Annotated in this window: 13 protein-coding genes; 12 read left to right on the top strand and 1 reads right to left on the bottom strand. The window is 39.5% G+C overall.

The window, feature by feature from the left end; genetic code table 11:
• Positions 1 to 19: 19 nt before the first annotated feature.
• From M1D60_RS20980 to M1D60_RS20930, 11 genes are all read left to right on the top strand, one after another.
• Positions 20 to 1,102, top strand: a complete 1,083-nt coding sequence (locus tag M1D60_RS20980) for a carbamoyl phosphate synthase small subunit (protein WP_456276748.1) — start codon at positions 20 to 22, stop codon at positions 1,100 to 1,102.
• Positions 1,089 to 4,313: a carbamoyl-phosphate synthase (glutamine-hydrolyzing) large subunit gene (carB, locus tag M1D60_RS20975; RefSeq protein WP_456276747.1), complete on the top strand. Its 3,225-nt coding sequence runs from the start codon at positions 1,089 to 1,091 to the stop codon at positions 4,311 to 4,313. The genes M1D60_RS20980 and carB overlap by 14 nt, the downstream gene beginning before the upstream one ends.
• Before the next feature lie 13 nt (positions 4,314 to 4,326).
• Entirely contained in the window at positions 4,327 to 5,301 is a 975-nt protein-coding gene (argF, locus tag M1D60_RS20970) for an ornithine carbamoyltransferase (RefSeq protein ID WP_456276746.1), read from the top strand.
• 87 nt (positions 5,302 to 5,388) lie between these two features.
• The gene (locus M1D60_RS20965) at positions 5,389 to 6,606 is read left to right on the top strand and encodes an argininosuccinate synthase (protein WP_456276745.1); all 1,218 of its coding nucleotides are present in this window, start codon (positions 5,389 to 5,391) and stop codon (positions 6,604 to 6,606) included.
• Between the two features lie 153 nt (positions 6,607 to 6,759).
• Positions 6,760 to 8,136, top strand: coding sequence for an argininosuccinate lyase (gene argH, locus M1D60_RS20960; RefSeq protein ID WP_456276744.1), 1,377 nt, complete (start codon positions 6,760 to 6,762; stop codon positions 8,134 to 8,136).
• A 128-nt stretch (positions 8,137 to 8,264) separates the two neighbouring features.
• Positions 8,265 to 9,107, top strand: a complete 843-nt coding sequence (locus M1D60_RS20955) for a basic amino acid ABC transporter substrate-binding protein (RefSeq protein ID WP_456276743.1) — start codon at positions 8,265 to 8,267, stop codon at positions 9,105 to 9,107.
• Between the two features lie 394 nt (positions 9,108 to 9,501).
• On the top strand, positions 9,502 to 10,158 hold the full coding sequence (locus M1D60_RS20950; RefSeq protein ID WP_456276742.1) for an amino acid ABC transporter permease: 657 nt from the start codon (positions 9,502 to 9,504) through the stop codon (positions 10,156 to 10,158).
• The gene (locus M1D60_RS20945) at positions 10,155 to 10,877 is read left to right on the top strand and encodes an amino acid ABC transporter ATP-binding protein (protein ID WP_456276741.1); all 723 of its coding nucleotides are present in this window, start codon (positions 10,155 to 10,157) and stop codon (positions 10,875 to 10,877) included. Before M1D60_RS20950 ends, M1D60_RS20945 begins: the two co-directional genes overlap by 4 nt.
• Before the next feature lie 429 nt (positions 10,878 to 11,306).
• The gene (locus M1D60_RS20940) at positions 11,307 to 12,128 is read left to right on the top strand and encodes a DODA-type extradiol aromatic ring-opening family dioxygenase (RefSeq protein ID WP_456276740.1); all 822 of its coding nucleotides are present in this window, start codon (positions 11,307 to 11,309) and stop codon (positions 12,126 to 12,128) included.
• Position 12,129: 1 nt separating this feature from the next.
• Entirely contained in the window at positions 12,130 to 13,533 is a 1,404-nt protein-coding gene (gene pepV, locus M1D60_RS20935) for a dipeptidase PepV (protein WP_456276739.1), read from the top strand.
• A 30-nt stretch (positions 13,534 to 13,563) separates the two neighbouring features.
• The gene (locus M1D60_RS20930; protein ID WP_456276738.1) at positions 13,564 to 14,571 is read left to right on the top strand and encodes an asparaginase; all 1,008 of its coding nucleotides are present in this window, start codon (positions 13,564 to 13,566) and stop codon (positions 14,569 to 14,571) included.
• Between the two features lie 83 nt (positions 14,572 to 14,654).
• Here M1D60_RS20930 and M1D60_RS20925 read toward each other — a convergent pair whose 3' ends face one another.
• On the bottom strand, positions 14,655 to 14,834 hold the full coding sequence (locus tag M1D60_RS20925; protein ID WP_456276737.1) for an H-type small acid-soluble spore protein: 180 nt from the start codon (positions 14,832 to 14,834) through the stop codon (positions 14,655 to 14,657).
• A gap of 246 nt (positions 14,835 to 15,080) precedes the next feature.
• Here M1D60_RS20925 and M1D60_RS20920 point away from each other — a divergent pair, with 246 nt between their 5' ends.
• Positions 15,081 to 16,493 carry an alanine/glycine:cation symporter family protein gene (locus M1D60_RS20920; RefSeq protein WP_456276736.1) on the top strand — a complete coding sequence of 471 codons (1,413 nt, stop codon included), beginning with the start codon at positions 15,081 to 15,083 and terminating at the stop codon, positions 16,491 to 16,493.
• The last annotated feature ends 639 nt before the right edge of the window (positions 16,494 to 17,132 follow it).

Genomic DNA, 17,132 nt, shown 5'->3' with positions numbered 1-17,132 from the left:
AGGTTAGGAGGAATAAGCAATGGATCAAGGGTACTTAATCCTTGAAACGGGTGAAGTGTTTGAGGGAACAATCATAGGAAAAGTTGAAGACTGTATCGGTGAGGTTGTATTTAATACAGGGATGACTGGATACCAAGAGATGATGACAGACCCATCTTATTCAGGGCAGATTCTTACATTCTGTTATCCGCTAATCGGAAATTACGGAATTAATTTACTAGATGATGAGAGTAAAAAGATAGCAGTTTCCGGAGTTATTATGGGTGATGCTTGTGAAAAACCGAGTCACTACCTAGCAGCTAAATCACTATCAGTTCAGCTTGAGCAAGCTGGAATCACCGGACTTACAGGTGTCGATACACGCTCTTTAGTGAAGAGCATCCGTAAATCAGGAACGGTTAGAGGAGTGATTACGATGAATCCCTCCTATAATAAGAGTTCATTAGAACATTATCAATCTCCATTTTGGGTAGAAAAGGTATCAACAAGTGAAGTCGTTACCTACAAAAACTCAGGACCACATGTTGTATTAATGGATTTTGGCTATAAGAAGTCAATCTTGGATGCACTCTTACAGGAAAATTGTTCAGTAACAGTGGTTCCTTATCATTTTACTTATGAACAAGTAAGAGCCTTGCAACCTGATGGTGTGTTGTTAAGCAACGGACCAGGTAATCCGATGGAGCTTCAGAAACAATTTCAGGAAATAAAAAAAATTACTCAACACTTCCCGACACTAGGGATTTGTCTCGGACATCAGCTTGTCGCTTTAGCCTACGGGGCAAAGACTGAAAAACTAACCTTTGGACACCGCGGTGGCAATCATGCGGTAAAGGAGCTTTTGACTGGAAAGGTAAGAATGACTTCGCAGAATCATAGCTTCGTTGTAACAGAGGAAAGCATTGATACAAATGAATTAATCATCACCTATCGAAATGTGAACGACAAAACAGTCGAGGGCATCAAGCATCGTAAATACCCGATCCAATCTGTTCAGTTTCATCCAGAAGCACATCCTGGACCTAGTGACACAGAACATATTTTTACCGAATTCCTTCAACAAATCTCGTCCTTAGGAGTAGTCAACTATGCCATTAAGTAAAAATCTAACTAAAGTACTTGTCATCGGATCGGGGCCGATTGTTATTGGTCAGGCGGCGGAATTCGATTATGCAGGAACACAGGCCTGCCTCGCCTTAAAAGAGGAGGGAATTAAAGTCATCCTCGTTAATAATAATCCAGCAACGATTATGACAGATTCTGAAATAGCAGATAAGGTTTATATGGAGCCATTAACGGTAGCATCTTTAGAAAAGATTATTCAAAAGGAAAAGCCAGATGGCATGATTGGAACACTTGGAGGTCAAACAGGTTTAAACTTAACGGTTCAGCTTTTCGAACAAAACATTCTCCAACAATATGGTGTAGAGCTTCTAGGTACATCAGTTGATTCAATCCAGAAGGGGGAGGACCGTGAAAAGTTCCGTAACCTCATGCTTGAAATAGGGGAACCTATACCTGAATCAAGCATTATCCATAGCTATGAAGAGGGTGTACAGTTTGTTGGGCAAATTGGTTATCCAGTCATTATAAGACCCGCCTATACACTTGGTGGAGCGGGTGGTGGCTTTGCACATAATGACGAGGAGTTTGAGGTTATTTTAAAGAAGGGCTTAAAGGCTAGCCCGATTCATCAGGTTCTTGTTGAGCGAAGCATCAAAGGTTGGAAAGAAGTCGAATATGAAGTAATGAGAGATGTGAATGATACGTGCATCATTGTATGTAACATGGAAAACATGGACCCGGTTGGTGTGCATACAGGTGACTCGATTGTGGTGGCTCCTTCCCAAACGTTAACAGATGTTCAATACCAAATGCTTCGTAACTCATCCTTAAAAGTAATTCGCGCGTTAAAGATTGTTGGTGGATGTAATATTCAATTTGCTTTGGATCCACATTCCAATCAATATCACATTATTGAGGTAAATCCTCGTGTCAGTCGTTCCTCAGCATTAGCATCTAAAGCAACCGGTTATCCGATTGCAAGAATGGCAGCTAAATGTGCGATTGGTTATCACTTGGATGAACTTTTAAACCCGATCACAGGCTCAACATATGCATCGTTTGAACCAGCGTTAGATTATATTGTTGTAAAGCTTCCAAGGTTTCCATTTGATAAGTTTTCAGAGGCAGACCGTACCCTCGGAACCCAAATGAAAGCAACGGGCGAGGTCATGGCAATCGATCGTTCTTTTGAGGGAGCGTTAAATAAAGCAATTCGCTCGTTAGAAATGAATGTCAGTGGTCTAAAGATGAAGAAACTAGAATCTCTCTCAGACGAAGAGATTGAAGTGTTAATCAAGCAAGTAACCGATCTTCGCTTATTTGCGCTTTCTGAAGCGTTATGGAGAGGGAAAACCGTGGAAGAGCTTCATGACATGACGAGTATTGATCTCTGGTTTTTAGAAAAACTATTATCCATTGTGAGTCTTGAAAAGAAGCTAAACTCCTATGTGTTTGAAGAAGTTCCTGTTACTTTACTAAAAGAGGCGAAACGTAAAAATATTGGAGACAACCGATTAGCTCAGCTTTTTGACATTCCTGAGAAGGAAATCAGAGATCAGCTAAAACAACTAAATTGGAAGCCTAGCTATAAGCTAGTTGATACTTGTGCGGCTGAGTTTGATGCAGTAACGCCATACTATTACTCAACCTGGCAGGGAAGTGATGAAGTGCAAGTATCTTCATCTAAGAAGAAAATCCTTGTTATTGGCTCAGGTCCAATCCGAATTGGTCAAGGGGTTGAATTTGATTACTGTTCTGTCCATGCAGCGTTAGCCGTAAAGAAAAAAGGATACGAAGCAATCGTTATTAATAATAATCCAGAAACAGTTAGCACGGATTATTCGGTTGCCGATCGATTATATTTTGAACCGTTAGCGACTGAGGATGTCCTTCATGTGATTGAAAAAGAGCAGGTACATGGTGTGCTCATTCAATTTGGTGGTCAAACGGCTATAAATCTAGCACAGTCATTAAAGGAAGAAGGCGTTCATTTACTAGGTACTTCTGTAGAAGCCATAGATACCCTAGAGGACCGGAAGCAATTTTATGATGCGCTACAAAAACTTGAAATCCCTCATATAAAAGGGGAAACGGTTTCCAAACCGGATCAACTGATACAACAGGCAAATGCACTAGGATATCCTGTTTTAGTAAGACCTTCCTATGTAATTGGTGGTCAGTCCATGTACATCTTCCATAAAGAAGAAGATTTAATCAGCTATATTTCAAGATTACTAGCTAGTGGAAATGAACGGATTTGGCCGTTATTAGTAGATTCGTATATTCCTGGTTTAGAGTGTGAAGTAGATGTAATTAGTGATGGAAAGGATATAGTGATTCCAGGAATCTTTGAGCATATCGAAAAAGCAGGAGTCCATTCGGGTGATAGTGTAACCGTTTTTCCACCTGTTACATTATCAGAACAAATAAAAGAAACATTAATTGATTATGCAACAAGAATTTCCACTTCCTTATCAATTATTGGAATGATGAACATTCAATTTGTTATCTCAAATGAAACGGTTTATGTATTAGAAGTGAACCCACGTTCCTCTAGAACAGTTCCAATCATGAGTAAGGTGACAGGCATTCCGATGGTAGAATGGGCAACCAATGTTCAACTTGGTGACTCATTAAAGAGCATATCAATGAAGCTAGGTTTATTACAGGAACCGAATTATTACTCAGTAAAAGCACCTGTTTTCTCTGCTACAAAGCTAAAGGGTGTTGATCATATCTTAAGTCCTGAAATGAAATCGACTGGTGAAGTATTAGGTGTCGGGCATACCCTAGAGGAAGCCTTACAAAAAGCTATTCTATTTGATGATAAGCAGCATCAAATCAACACGAAGGTAGTATTTTGTTCAGTATCTGAGGTTGCCAAGCAAGAAAGCCTAGACGTGATGAAAGAACTTGCCTTGCAATCCTACCAAATTATTGGGACAGAAGGAACGGTTTCTTTCTTAAAAGAAAATGGAATCGACGCTGAGGTCGTAACAAATACAAAGGATACGCTAGAGGCAATTTGGAAGGAAGGGAAATTAGGGGTCGTACTAAACATCCCAACTCAAGGTCGAAATGACCAAAAGCTTGGCTACTTCATCCGAGAGCTATCGACTCGCTTTCAAATACCATGCTTCACAAGTTTAGACACCTTTAAAATGGTGATGAAGCTAAAAACTAATCAAACCATTCAAGTAAAGTCGATAGAGGAATACGTAAGTAAACACGAAAAAATAAGCATGTAGAAGGGTGGACATTATGTTAAATAAGGTAAAGTGGCAGCATCAGGATTGGGTTGGAACAAAAATGAATCAAAAGGACTTTCTGGCAATCAGTCAGTGTACATCTGAGGAAATCTTGTCTTTACTATCAGATGCTATCCATATGAAAAAGCTCCAAAAACAAGGTATCCCACATCCTTACTTGAGCGGTAAGGTGTTAGGGTTAATTTTCGAGAAATCTTCAACAAGAACAAGGGTTTCTTTTGAGGTGGGGATGCTTCAATTAGGAGGACATGCGATCTTCCTTAGTTCAAAGGACATTCAGTTGGGAAGAGGAGAAACAGCCTCTGACACAGCAAAGGTGTTATCAAGATATGTGGACGGTTTGATGGTTCGAACATTCAGTCACTCATCCATTGAAGAGTTTTCAAAGAATGCGACGGTTCCTGTTATAAATGGGTTAACAGATCTACACCACCCTTGTCAGGTGCTTGCAGATTTACAAACGATCCTTGAGCATAAAGGAAAGCTAGCTGGTTTGAAAATGTGCTATGTAGGAGATGGAAACAATAATATGGCCCATTCCCTTATTGAAGGAGCAGTTAAGGTAGGAATGCATATTAGTGTAGCCTCGCCTGTGGGATATGAACCAAATGCAGAAATCTTAAATCAAGCAGCATTGGATGGAGAGCAAACAGGTGGATCGGTTAAGGTAACATCAGATCCAATCGAGGCAGCTACAGGTGCAGATGTCATTGTTACGGATGTATGGACGTCAATGGGAATGGAAGCAGAACAAGCAGAGCGTCTAAAAGCATTCCAGCCTTTTCAAGTTAATCAAGGGCTTTGTGAGCATGCGAAAAAAGATTTTATCTTCTTACATTGTTTACCCGCACATCGTGGTGAAGAAGTAACGTCTGACATTATCGATGGCCCACATTCAGTTGTTTTCGATGAAGCGGAAAATCGTCTACACGCCCAGAAAGCAATCTTAAAAGCATTAATGGATTAAAATGGTTAAATTTTTTTAGTGCAAAATGAATAAAAATACATTATTATAAATATTAATTCGATAAAAGCTTTAGGGGGATTGTAAAAAATGGCAAAAGAAAAGATCGTGTTAGCATACTCAGGAGGATTAGATACTTCTGTTTCTATAAAATGGCTTCAAGAGAAATATGGGTATGATGTAATTGCGCTAGGTCTTGATGTAGGAGAAGGTAAAGATCTTGAGACTGTTAAAAATAAAGCACTTCAAGTGGGTGCCATTAAGGCTTATATGATTGACGCCAAGGGATTGTTAGCTGAAGAATATATTGCTCCAGCTCTAAAGGCAAATTGTTTATATGAAGGAAAATACCCTCTATCCTCTGCTTTATCACGTCCACTTATTGCTAAGTTACTAGTAGAAGTAGCGGAGAAGGAAGGTGCAGTAGCAGTTGCTCACGGTTGTACGGGTAAAGGAAATGACCAGGTACGATTTGAAGTATCTATTCAGGCATTAAACCCTGATTTGAAAGTAATCGCACCTGTGCGTGAATGGGGAATGACAAGGGATGAAGAAATTGCCTATGCAGAAGAAAAAGGGATTCCGATTCCAGTTGACCTAGATAATCCTTTCTCTATTGATGCAAATATTTGGGGGCGTGCTTGTGAGGCTGGTGTCCTAGAAGATCCATGGGCAGAAGCACCAGAAGCGGCTTATGACTGGACGAATCCAATCCACCTTACTCCAGACGAAGCAGAGTATGTTGAGGTTGAGTTTGTAAAAGGACTTCCGGTGTCGTTAAACGGAAAGGAAATGGGTCTTGTTGCTCTTATTGAAGAGCTGAATGAACTTGGCGGAAAGCATGGAGTAGGTAGAATTGACCATATTGAAAACCGTTTAGTAGGAATTAAATCTCGTGAAGTGTATGAAAATCCAGGTGCGCTTATCTTAATCAACGCTCATAAGGAATTAGAGTTCTTAACACTACCACGTGAAATCACTCAATTTAAAACTTCAGTTGAACAACAAATGACTAAGATCATATATGAGGGACTATGGTATTCACCACTAAGAAATGCTCTTGAAGCATTCGTCGATGAAACTCAGAATGTTGTTTCAGGTACAATTCGCGTGAAGCTTCATAAAGGAACTCACACTGTAGTAGGCCGTAAATCACCGCATAGCCTATATAATGAAGAGCTGGCAACGTACTCAAAGGGAGATGCTTTTGACCATAATGCAGCAGTTGGATTCATTAAGCTATGGGGATTAACAACAAAGGTTTATTCACAGGTTAATCATAAAGAAACAGAGTCAGTAACAAAATAGGGAAGAACTAATTGCTACTAATTTGATAGCCAGAAAAATAAACTTCTTAAAAGAGGAAGGAGACTCTTCTTCTTTTAAGAGTTTTTTCATGGCTATGGCTATTTTCTTTTTGTAAAAGCAATAGGCCTGGGATAATGATAGGGGGAAATGGTATTGTCTAAGCTTTGGGGTGGTCGGTTTACAAAAGAAACAAATAAGCTCGTTGAGGAATTTACGGCTTCAATCAATTTTGACCAAAAACTAGCGAACGAGGATGTTGAAGGAAGTCTAGCTCATGTCCAAATGCTAGGTGAATGTGGAATCATTCCACTGGAGGATGTTGAGAAAATAACGAATGGATTATTAGTGATCAAGGAAAAGATAGAGGCTGGCACAATGGAATACTCTGTTCAGCATGAGGATATTCATATGAATATTGAAAAGCTTCTCATTGATACGATTGGACCGGTTGGAGGAAAGCTTCATACAGGTAGAAGTCGTAATGATCAGGTAGCTACTGATATGCACCTTTATGCAAAACGGAAAACCGAAGCTTTAATTATTCTTGTAAATGAAGTTCAGGAGGCAATTCTGAACCAGGCAAAAGAAAATGTGCATACGATGATTCCGGGTTATACACATCTTCAACGTGCACAGCCGGTTTCATTTGCGCATCACTTAATGGCCTATTTTTGGATGTTCCAACGTGATAAGGAGCGTTTCCAAGATAGCTTAAAACGAGTGAACTGGTCACCACTCGGAGCGGGAGCTTTAGCAGGGACCACTTTTCCTATTAATCGTGAAAGAACAGCTGAACTATTAGGATTTGAAACGGTTTATCCGAACAGTATGGATGCAGTAAGTGACCGCGACTTTATTGTAGAACTTTTATCGATTGCTTCCTTATTGATGACTCATATCTCAAGATTGTCAGAAGAGCTTGTGATCTGGTCGAGTCAAGAGTTTCAGTTTATTGAGTTAGATGATTCTTTTTGTACAGGTTCTAGTATCATGCCACAAAAGAAGAATCCAGATGTTCCAGAACTGTTACGTGCTAAAACAGGCCGAGTGTATGGTAATTTATTTGGATTATTAACTGTCCTAAAAGGGCTACCACTTGCATATAACAAGGATATGCAAGAGGATAAAGAAGGAATGTTTGATACTGTAGAAACGTTAGAAGGCTCGTTACAGCTTCTTGCCCCAATGATTGAAACGATGACGGTCAAAAAGGAACAAATGCGCAGTGCTGTTAACCAAGATTTTTCTAACGCAACGGATATTGCTGATTATCTAGTGACAAAAGGTATAGCATTCCGTGATGCCCATGAAGTTATCGGAAAGATTGTATTATATGCAATTGGAGAAAAGAAGTATTTACTCGATTTAACCTTAGAAGAATATAAAGGATTTAGTCCTTTATTCGAAGAGGATATTTTCGAAGTTCTAGCACCAGAAAATGTGGTTGCAGCACGTAAAAGCTATGGTGGAACAGCTCCAAATCAGGTAGAAGAACAGATAAATCTTGCAGAGACGGTTATTAAAATATAAATAAAATACAACAAAATACGACACAATATTATTGATGAATAACCAAAATTGTGTATAATTATACTTATGCTTTTATTAATGGTATAATAATTTTAAATTTTCCAATAAAAATATAGGGGGCACTTATTATGAAATTACGTAAAAATTATCTATTAGCGATCCTGGCTATGATGTTCATGTTAGTTCTTGCAGCATGTGGAACTAGCGGTACAGGTGATACGGGTAGTGAAGCAGAGCCAGAAGAAGGAACAGATACGGAAGCAAAGAAAACACTTACAGTTGGAACAGATGCAGCATTCGCTCCGTTCGAGTATATGGACAAGGGTGAAATCGTTGGATTTGACGTAGATTTCCTAACAGCAGTAATGGAAGAAGCAGGCTATGAATTTGAATTAAACAACATCGGATGGGATCCATTATTCGCTTCTGTCCAAGGTGAAGAGGTTGATTTAGCTATTTCAGGTATCACAATTAACGATGATCGTAAGGAAACGTATGATTTTTCAACTCCTTACTTCCAATCTACTCATATGATCGTATTTAATGAGGGCGGAGGCATTACAAGTGCAAATGACCTTGAAGGTAAGAAGATTGGTGTTCAAAATGGAACCACTGGTCAATCAGCTGCAGAAAAAATCGTAGGTGCAAACAACGCTAATATTTCTAAGTACGAAACAACGGCAGTTGCATTCATGGCACTTGCTAATGGTGACGTGGAAGTAGTTGTGACGGATAATGTTGTAGCAAATGAATATGTAAAGAATAATCCAGATGCAAAAGTAGAAGCAATTGAAGATCCTGAAAACTTTGATTCTGAATTTTACGGCTTAATGTTCCCTAAGGGTAGTCCATTAAAAGCTGAATTTGATGAAGCGATCAAAACAGTAATTGAAAACGGAACATATGCAGAAATCTATAAAGAGTGGTTTGGTAAAGAGCCAAACGTAGAAGAATTATTAGCCGCTGAATAATGAAAAGGTTGGCGTAACGTATTATACGTTGCGCTTCTTTTTATGAAGGCTCTGTTAATGTACAATGTTGAGTTCCTTGCACAGTTGATTGTAGTGGAAGGACGCGAATATATAGGGGTCCTCTACTAAGGGCTGCCACGTCCTGTGGCAAACGTAGAGGTCAGCACATCCTGTGCAAGCGCGGGAGCAAGCGTGACATAGGGACAAAGGAATTCGCTTTGTCCTTGGTGAGACCCCGCAGGCGAATGCCGAGGAGGCTCACCGCACGCCCCGCGGAAAGCGGGTGTCCTGTAACGAAAATCAACAACAAAGTTTAACAGAGTTTATGAAAGAATGAGCAACACTAATTTGTGCATGATAAAATAGAGTGAAGTTCGTAGTAAGGGGGCCGACCATGGATTTTAAATTCAATATCGTTTTAGAATATCTCCCGTTCTTTTTACAAGGAGCGATGTGGACAATCCTTTTGTCTTTATTAGGTATTCTCATTGGGACAATTTTAGGATTATTAATAGGCTTAGGAAAAATGTCATCCATAGCAATTATTCGTTTGCCTTTTATTTGGTATATTAACCTATTTAGAGGAACACCGTTTTTCGTTCAAATCTTGCTCATACACTTTGGACTTATGCCAATTTTTATGTCTCCTGTTAATCCAATTGCAACCGGGGTCGTGGCACTTTCTCTGAATGCTGCAGCGTATATTGCTGAAATTTTCAGAGCTGGGATTCAGTCTATTGATAAGGGACAAATGGAAGCTGCTAGGTCATTAGGGATGTCACATGTTCAAGCTATGAAGCTTGTCATTTTACCACAAGCGGTTAAACGAATGATTCCTCCATTAGGAAATGAGTTCATTGTTTTACTAAAAGAATCATCATTATTAGCGATTATTGCGGCTCCAGAATTAATGTACTGGGGACGTGCCGCACAAGGGCAGTATTATCGTGTATGGGAACCTTATTTAACCGTCGCCTTGATTTATTTGGTTCTAACGCTTTCCTTAACCTATCTATTGAATTATGTGGAAAGGAGGCTTAATACCCAATGATTAAAGTAAAAGGTTTAAAGAAATCATTTGGTCAGCTTGAGGTGTTAAAAGACATTAATGCTGAAGTAAAGTCACAAGAGGTAGTCGTGGTAATTGGCCCTTCTGGTTCAGGGAAATCAACTTTTTTACGTTGCTTAAATCTGTTAGAGTCTGTGACAGGTGGACAGGTTTTGATTGATGGTGTTGACCTAACCAGCCCTTCTACTAATATAAATGACGTACGGAAGGAAGTAGGAATGGTGTTTCAGCAATTTAACCTATTCCCGCATCGGACTGTATTAGAAAATATTACAATGGCCCCGATGAATGTACGTAAAGTGAACAAAAAGGATGCAGAACAGAAGGCGATGCAGCTTTTGAAGAAGGTCGGCTTAGAAGATAAAGCACGTGTGTATCCCGATTCCTTATCAGGTGGTCAGAAGCAGCGTGTTGCGATTGCAAGAGCTCTTGCAATGGAGCCGAAGATTATGCTGTTCGATGAACCTACGTCAGCTCTTGACCCTGAAATGGTAGGAGAGGTACTTGAGGTTATGAAACAGCTTGCGCAAGAGGGAATGACCATGGTAGTCGTAACCCATGAAATGGGCTTCGCACGTGAGGTAGGAGATCGTGTTATTTTTATGGATGGAGGCTATATTGTAGAAGAAAATATACCTTCAGAGCTGTTTAGCAATCCAAGAAATGATCGAACTAAGGCATTTTTAAGCAAGGTTTTATAATGGAAATGAACCGCAGGCGATTTGGCTCTGCGGTTTTTTGTGTTTTGAGTAGATATCTTGAAAATTTGCCAAGAAGATTGATCAGTCAGCTGAGTAAAGCGGTGGAAAATATCTTATATCAGCGACATTTTTAACATATCGTTCATTTCAGGGCATATATCAGCAACTTCTCGAATATATCGGCGACTTTCCGCCATATATCGGCCATTTTCAACGAAATATCGGCATCTTGCCATAATTCAGCCCCAGAAGCTATATCTTGCACCGACTAAAGTAACTCCTAGAATAAACTGCAACCATCTAACTCCAACAAATTAAGCACCTACGACTATATACACAAATACAACACACAAATCAACACCTTTATCTTGACCGCCCCCTCAATTTATGGCAGTAATAAGATAAGTCCAATAAAAGGGAGTGTTCAAATTGAATCCATTTGTATTTGCATGTATAGCTCCACATGGTGGTGAAATCATTCCTGAGCTTCAGGGATCAGATCCGTCTAGAATGAGTGTGACAAGAGAGAGTATGGTAAGACTTGGTCAAGCGATGGCAACAGCAAAGCCAGATACGATTATTTTGTTAACACCTCATGGAACGAGAATTAATGGTCAGTTTGCGATTACGGATTCAGAGCGAATGTTTGGAGCAGTTGAAGAAAATGGGGCTTCTTTTGAAATGGAGCGTTTCATTGATCGAGAATTAGCACATGCACTTGGGGAGGAAGCTAAGAAGCAAAAGATTCCAGTAGGCTTAATTAATTATGCGACAAGTGCTGGACCATTTTCTTGCTTACCACTGGATTGGGGTGCGATTGTGCCTTTGCGATTTATGCCAGATGTACCAGTTGTTATTATTACGCCTTCTAGAGATCTATCGTTTGAGAGGCATATTGAATTTGGAAAAATGATTAGAGCTGTGGTTCAACAATCCACTAAAAGAATTGCATTGATTGCAAGCTGTGATTGGTCACATGCTCATGATGAAGCAGGACCTTATGGTTTTCATGAAGCAGCTAACCAATTAGACACTGAAGTGGTTGAACTTATCAAAGACAATGAGCTCGAAAAGATGACGAAGTTTGACCCAACTTACATAGAACATGCAAAGCCAGATGGAATCTGGCAAACACTAGTACTAGCAGGTGCAATACCAAAAGAGGAGAGACACACTGAATTCTTATCGTATGAAGCTCCTACGTATTTTGGATTAATTTGTGCAGCTTATTTTAATAAAAGAGGTGAGTAGAATGGTGAATTGGTACGAAGAGGTTTTAGCAAGAAAGGATGAGCTTTTAAAGGATTTAGAAGGTCTATTGAAGATAGAAAGTATTAAGGATGAAACTACAAAGTCTAGTCAGTACCCGATGGGAAGGAAAGTAGGAGAGGCACTCGATTACGTGCTCTCAATTTCAGAGGAAGCCGGATTAACGACTAAAAATCTTGATGGGTATGCAGGTTATGCTGATTTAGGTGAGGGTGATCTTGAGAACATGGTTGGTGTGTTATGCCATGTTGACGTCGTCCCGGCTACTGGGGAATGGACAAGTCCTGCATTTGAGCCGACCATTCGTGATGGCAAGCTTTTTGCTAGAGGTGCTATAGATGATAAAGGGCCAACGATGGCTGCATTTTATGGAATGAAAATTGTGAAGGAATTGGGGCTACCTCTACAAAAACGGGTTAGAATCATTTTCGGTACCGACGAAGAAAGTGGTATGAGTTGTATGAAGCATTATCAGCAGGTGGAAAAAATGCCTTCTGTTGGCTTTGCACCTGATGCTGATTTCCCTATTATCAATGCAGAAAAAGGTCAGCTAAATGTAAAAGTAAACGTTCCTTCAAGCAATGAAGATCAATTAGGTGAAGTCCAACTCGTTTCTTTTAAATCAGGAGAAAGAGGCAATATGGTTCCTGAACAAGCGGTAGCCGTCATACAAGGGAATGTGGATCATTTAGTACTTGAATTTGAAGGATTTTGTAATAAGAACGGACTACGCCGAAGAATTAATCACACGGATAATGAGGTAGAGATTACTCTATTTGGAAAATCTGCTCATGGAATGGAGCCTCATGTTGGTCAAAATGCCGGAACAACGCTTGCTAGCTTCCTAAGAGCATTTGACTTTACTGGTAACTCTGCTATTTATCTTGATTTCCTAGACGAATTACATGAAGATTTTGAAGGGAAAACACTAGAAATTTCGTACCAAGATGAAGTGACAGGTCCATTAACAGTTAATCCAGGTATTCTTTATTATGAAAAAGGCCAAGGTGGACATGTTCATCTAAATGTCCGCTGTCCTGTTACTACTGATTTTGAAGCAACAAAGAATAGATTGACTTCAACAATTGCTGAAAAGGGATTACAAGTCGAAGAGATTAAAGAATCTAAGCCTCATCATGTGAGTGCTGATCATTCTATGATCCATTCTTTGCAGGAGGCTTATCAAGGTGAAACAGGCCTTGAACCAACTCTTCTATCAACTGGAGGAGCAACCTATGCTAGGTTTATGAACAATGGTGTTGCATTTGGTGCATGCTTCCCCGGCAAAGAAATGACAGCCCATCAAAAGGACGAGTATATTGAAATAGAAGACCTATTAATGGCAACTGCCATCTATGCCCGTGCCATTTATAATTTAGCAAAATAACAGTTTGATCTTATATAAGGGGGATATTCTTTGGAGAAGCCGATATTAGTGTACAGAGGAGAATATATAGAAAGTACCCATGATGTTCATATTGCAGTAGTAGATCATAAAGGGAAACTACTATATTCATATGGTGATCCATATAGACTGACTTTTCCGCGCTCAAGTATGAAGCCATTTCAGGCAGTCCCGTTAGTAGAAACAGGTACTGCTAAGGCATTTCATTATAGTCCAAAAGAAATATCGTTAAGCTGCGCTTCCCATAGTGGAGAAGTGTTCCATCGAGAAACGGTATTAGATATTATGGCTAGAATCCAGCTAGAGGAAGATGCCTTACAGTGTGGAACTCATATACCACGAGATATGGAAAGCTATAAACAGCTTATTAAGGAAGGAAAAGAACTCACACCTGTATTCAGTAACTGCTCAGGAAAGCACTCTGGAATGCTTGCAACAGCTGTTCATATGCGAGAAGATATATATAGTTATCGTGAGGTAGAACATCCTGTTCAGCAACGGATTTTAGATGCGATTGAAGAGGTTTGCCAGATTCCAAAGGATCAGATTCAATTAAGTGTGGATGGTTGTGGAGTTCCTGTCCACCGATTACCTCTGTATAATGCAGCATTAGGATTTGCCCTCCTAGCAAGCCCAGAAGCAAACCTTGGGGCACAAAGAGTGGAAACCTTACTCTCAATCCGTAATGCTATGATGGAATATCCTGAAATGGTCGGAGGAACAAACCGTTTTGACACAGATGTAATGAACGCTTTCAAGGGTAATATAGTTGCAAAAGCTGGAGCGGAGGCTGTTCAATGCTTTGGAATCGTTGAAAATGGACTTGGGATTGCGATTAAAGTTGAAGACGGGACTCCCCGAGCAACTAGCGTAGTAGCTATGGAAGTAATTAGGCAAATGGGACTTGGCGATGAGCAGCTCTTTAATCAGCTCAAAGAGTATGTTCATGCCCCAGTATTCAATGCACGTAATGATAAAATAGGGGTTATTAAAGCGAATTTCTCGTTAAATAAACGATAAAGAGGTCGTCTCAAGAAAAACAAGGACATGGTTCCACGGTTCCTTCTTGAGACAACCTCTTTTTTAGGTTAGTTTTATGATGATTAAGACTCTTCTAGGCTGTTAACTGAGACACTTAGTTTATTAGTTGGGTCATTGATCGGATGGACTGTCGCTAATCCTTTATCTTGATCGACATGCTCAATATAAACCTTTTCCCCATTATAATAAACATCCTTCATTGTAGGCGATGAAGCAATCTCTTGTGTACGTTTTGCATCCATGTGAACACCTCCCTTTCTGATGGTAAGCATTGTTAATATTGTTCGCAAAGGTCTTTTTTATTCGCTAAAACCAAGATTTTGTAGCAGTTAATAAAGAATGTTTCCATAGGGGAAGGTAAAAGATGTGCCCCAATTATAGATATTTTTACAATTAGTTAATTTTTTTATTGACTAACGGACAAAATTTTTAGATAATTCAACTATTATAAAAATTCTACAACATTCGACATCAGGAGGGAACATCATATGGAATTTATACATGAGTTAATCGGTTATGCAAACAATCTACTTTGGTCTTATATACTAATTGGTTTATTGTTAGGGCTCGGGTTGTACTTTACGATTAGGATGAGGTTTGTACAGCTTTTAAAAATAGGTGAGATGTTACGAGTTTTAAAAGATAAAAATGAAACGATACCAGGTGAAAAATCGATTTCGTCCTTACAGGCATTCTTTATCGGAGCAGCTACTCGAATTGGAACCGGTAATGTTGCTGGAGTGGCGATGGCTATTGCATTAGGTGGTCCTGGAGCAGTCTTTTGGATGTGGATTGTTGCGATTCTAGGTGGTGCTAGTGCGTTTGTTGAAAGTACCCTTGCACAAATCTATAAGGTAAAGGATCCGAACGGAGGATTTAAAGGTGGACCTGCTTACTATATGCGAAAGCAGTTAGGTGCAAAATGGTTAAGTTCATTGTTTGCTTTAGGAATCATCATTTCATTCGGTTTAACCTTTAATGCGGTTCAAAGTAATACCATAGCTGCTGCATTTACAAACTCCTTTAATGTTAGTGAAGCAGTAGTAGGAATCTTACTAGTAGTATTAACGGCTGTCATTATCTTTGGAGGAGTTCAACGTATTGCTAAGTTTTCAGCTACAATTGTTCCTATTATGGCATTCTTTTATCTGTTATTAGCCGCTTTTATCGTTTTCACTAATATTTCTGAGGTTCCGGCTGTATTTGCCTTAATTGTGAAAAGTGCTTTTGGCTTGGAACAGGTAGTTGGTGGAGGCGTAGGTTCAGCTATTATGATGGGTGTTAAACGTGGGTTATTCTCGAATGAAGCTGGTATGGGAAGTGCACCCAATGCAGCTGCAACAGCAGTTGTATCCCATCCAGCTAAACAAGGATTTGTACAATCACTAGGGGTGTTCTTCGACACACTTATTGTATGTACAGCAACAGCGTTAATCATTCTATTATCAGATTCTTATAAAACTGGTTTACAAGGAATTGAGTTAACCCAAGCTTCAATGACTGAGCATTTTGGTGGGTGGGCAAGTATCTTTGTGGCAATTGCTATATTTATGTTTGCCTTCAGTTCAATTATAGGAAGTTATTATTATGGGGAAGCCAATATTGAATTTGTCAACAAGAGTAAGGGGGCTCTATTTGTATACCGCCTCCTTGCACTAGGAATGGTCATGTTTGGGGCATTAGCTAGTCTACAAATTGTTTGGGACTTCGCTGACCTTGCTATGGCAATCATGGCACTTACTAACCTTATTGCAATTGGTCTATTAGGGAAATATGCCTTTAAAGCATTGGATAACTATCTAGATCAAAGAAAGAAAGGCATGGACCCTGTATTCTATGCAAACGATATCGAAGGCTTAAAAGGGGTAGAAAGCTGGCCAGTTAAACAAGAAAGTAAATAAGAGGATCATACACGGAGAAACGTAAGGGAGTTATTCCTTTGCGTTTTTTTGTTTGGTCTTTGAAATACGTCCATTTTTAATAGTCTGTTTCCGCATATTTGTTACAATATTAACAAAAAAATAAATTTATATACTGGGTCCATTGATTTCCGCTGCAGGCACTCGCTTTCCGCGGGGCGGGCGGTGAGCCTCCTCGGCTTCGCCTCCGGGGTCTCACCTGTCCCGCTACTCCCACAGGAGTCGAGTGCCTTTCGCTCCAATCAACTCAGTGCTTTAACAAAGCTTTAAAAATAGCAAAAATCTTTACGAAAAGAGCCTAAGGGATAATATAATTCCATTACTTAAAAAAAACGTTTGCCGAAAAATCTAATCAATACTATTTGCAAATAATACTAACGATTCACTGCCCAATTAGATATCCACAGAGGAGAACTAGCCTAAATACCTATAAAATAAAGTTTTACACAGACTTATACACATTATCCACATTTTATCCTAAAGTTATCCACATTTATAGCAGAAACTTCAAATAGCTATGAATAAAAGGTAAAATTAAGTTATCCACAATCCTCTGTGTATTGTGGATAACAAAATATGTGTATAACAAAAGGAGGTGGAAAACTTCCACCTCCTTTTGTT

It is taken from the genome of Bacillus sp. AK128 (genome assembly GCF_053903075.1).
The sequence above is the reverse complement of the archived record's forward strand: the minus strand, read 5'-3'. Positions and strand labels throughout refer to the sequence as shown.

What these genes read in the sequence shown, in the direction of transcription:
- M1D60_RS20980 (WP_456276748.1), top strand. Translation starts at nt 20, where the DNA reads ATGGATCAAGGGTACTTAATCCTTGAAACGGGTGAAGTGTTTGAGGGA.
- carB (WP_456276747.1), top strand. Translation starts at nt 1,089, where the DNA reads ATGCCATTAAGTAAAAATCTAACTAAAGTACTTGTCATCGGATCGGGG.
- argF (WP_456276746.1), top strand. Translation starts at nt 4,327, where the DNA reads ATGTTAAATAAGGTAAAGTGGCAGCATCAGGATTGGGTTGGAACAAAA.
- M1D60_RS20965 (WP_456276745.1), top strand. Translation starts at nt 5,389, where the DNA reads ATGGCAAAAGAAAAGATCGTGTTAGCATACTCAGGAGGATTAGATACT.
- M1D60_RS20955 (WP_456276743.1), top strand. Translation starts at nt 8,265, where the DNA reads ATGAAATTACGTAAAAATTATCTATTAGCGATCCTGGCTATGATGTTC.
- M1D60_RS20950 (WP_456276742.1), top strand. Translation starts at nt 9,502, where the DNA reads ATGGATTTTAAATTCAATATCGTTTTAGAATATCTCCCGTTCTTTTTA.
- M1D60_RS20945 (WP_456276741.1), top strand. Translation starts at nt 10,155, where the DNA reads ATGATTAAAGTAAAAGGTTTAAAGAAATCATTTGGTCAGCTTGAGGTG.
- pepV (WP_456276739.1), top strand. Translation starts at nt 12,130, where the DNA reads ATGGTGAATTGGTACGAAGAGGTTTTAGCAAGAAAGGATGAGCTTTTA.
- M1D60_RS20925 (WP_456276737.1), bottom strand. Translation starts at nt 14,834, where the DNA reads ATGGATGCAAAACGTACACAAGAGATTGCTTCATCGCCTACAATGAAG.
- M1D60_RS20920 (WP_456276736.1), top strand. Translation starts at nt 15,081, where the DNA reads ATGGAATTTATACATGAGTTAATCGGTTATGCAAACAATCTACTTTGG.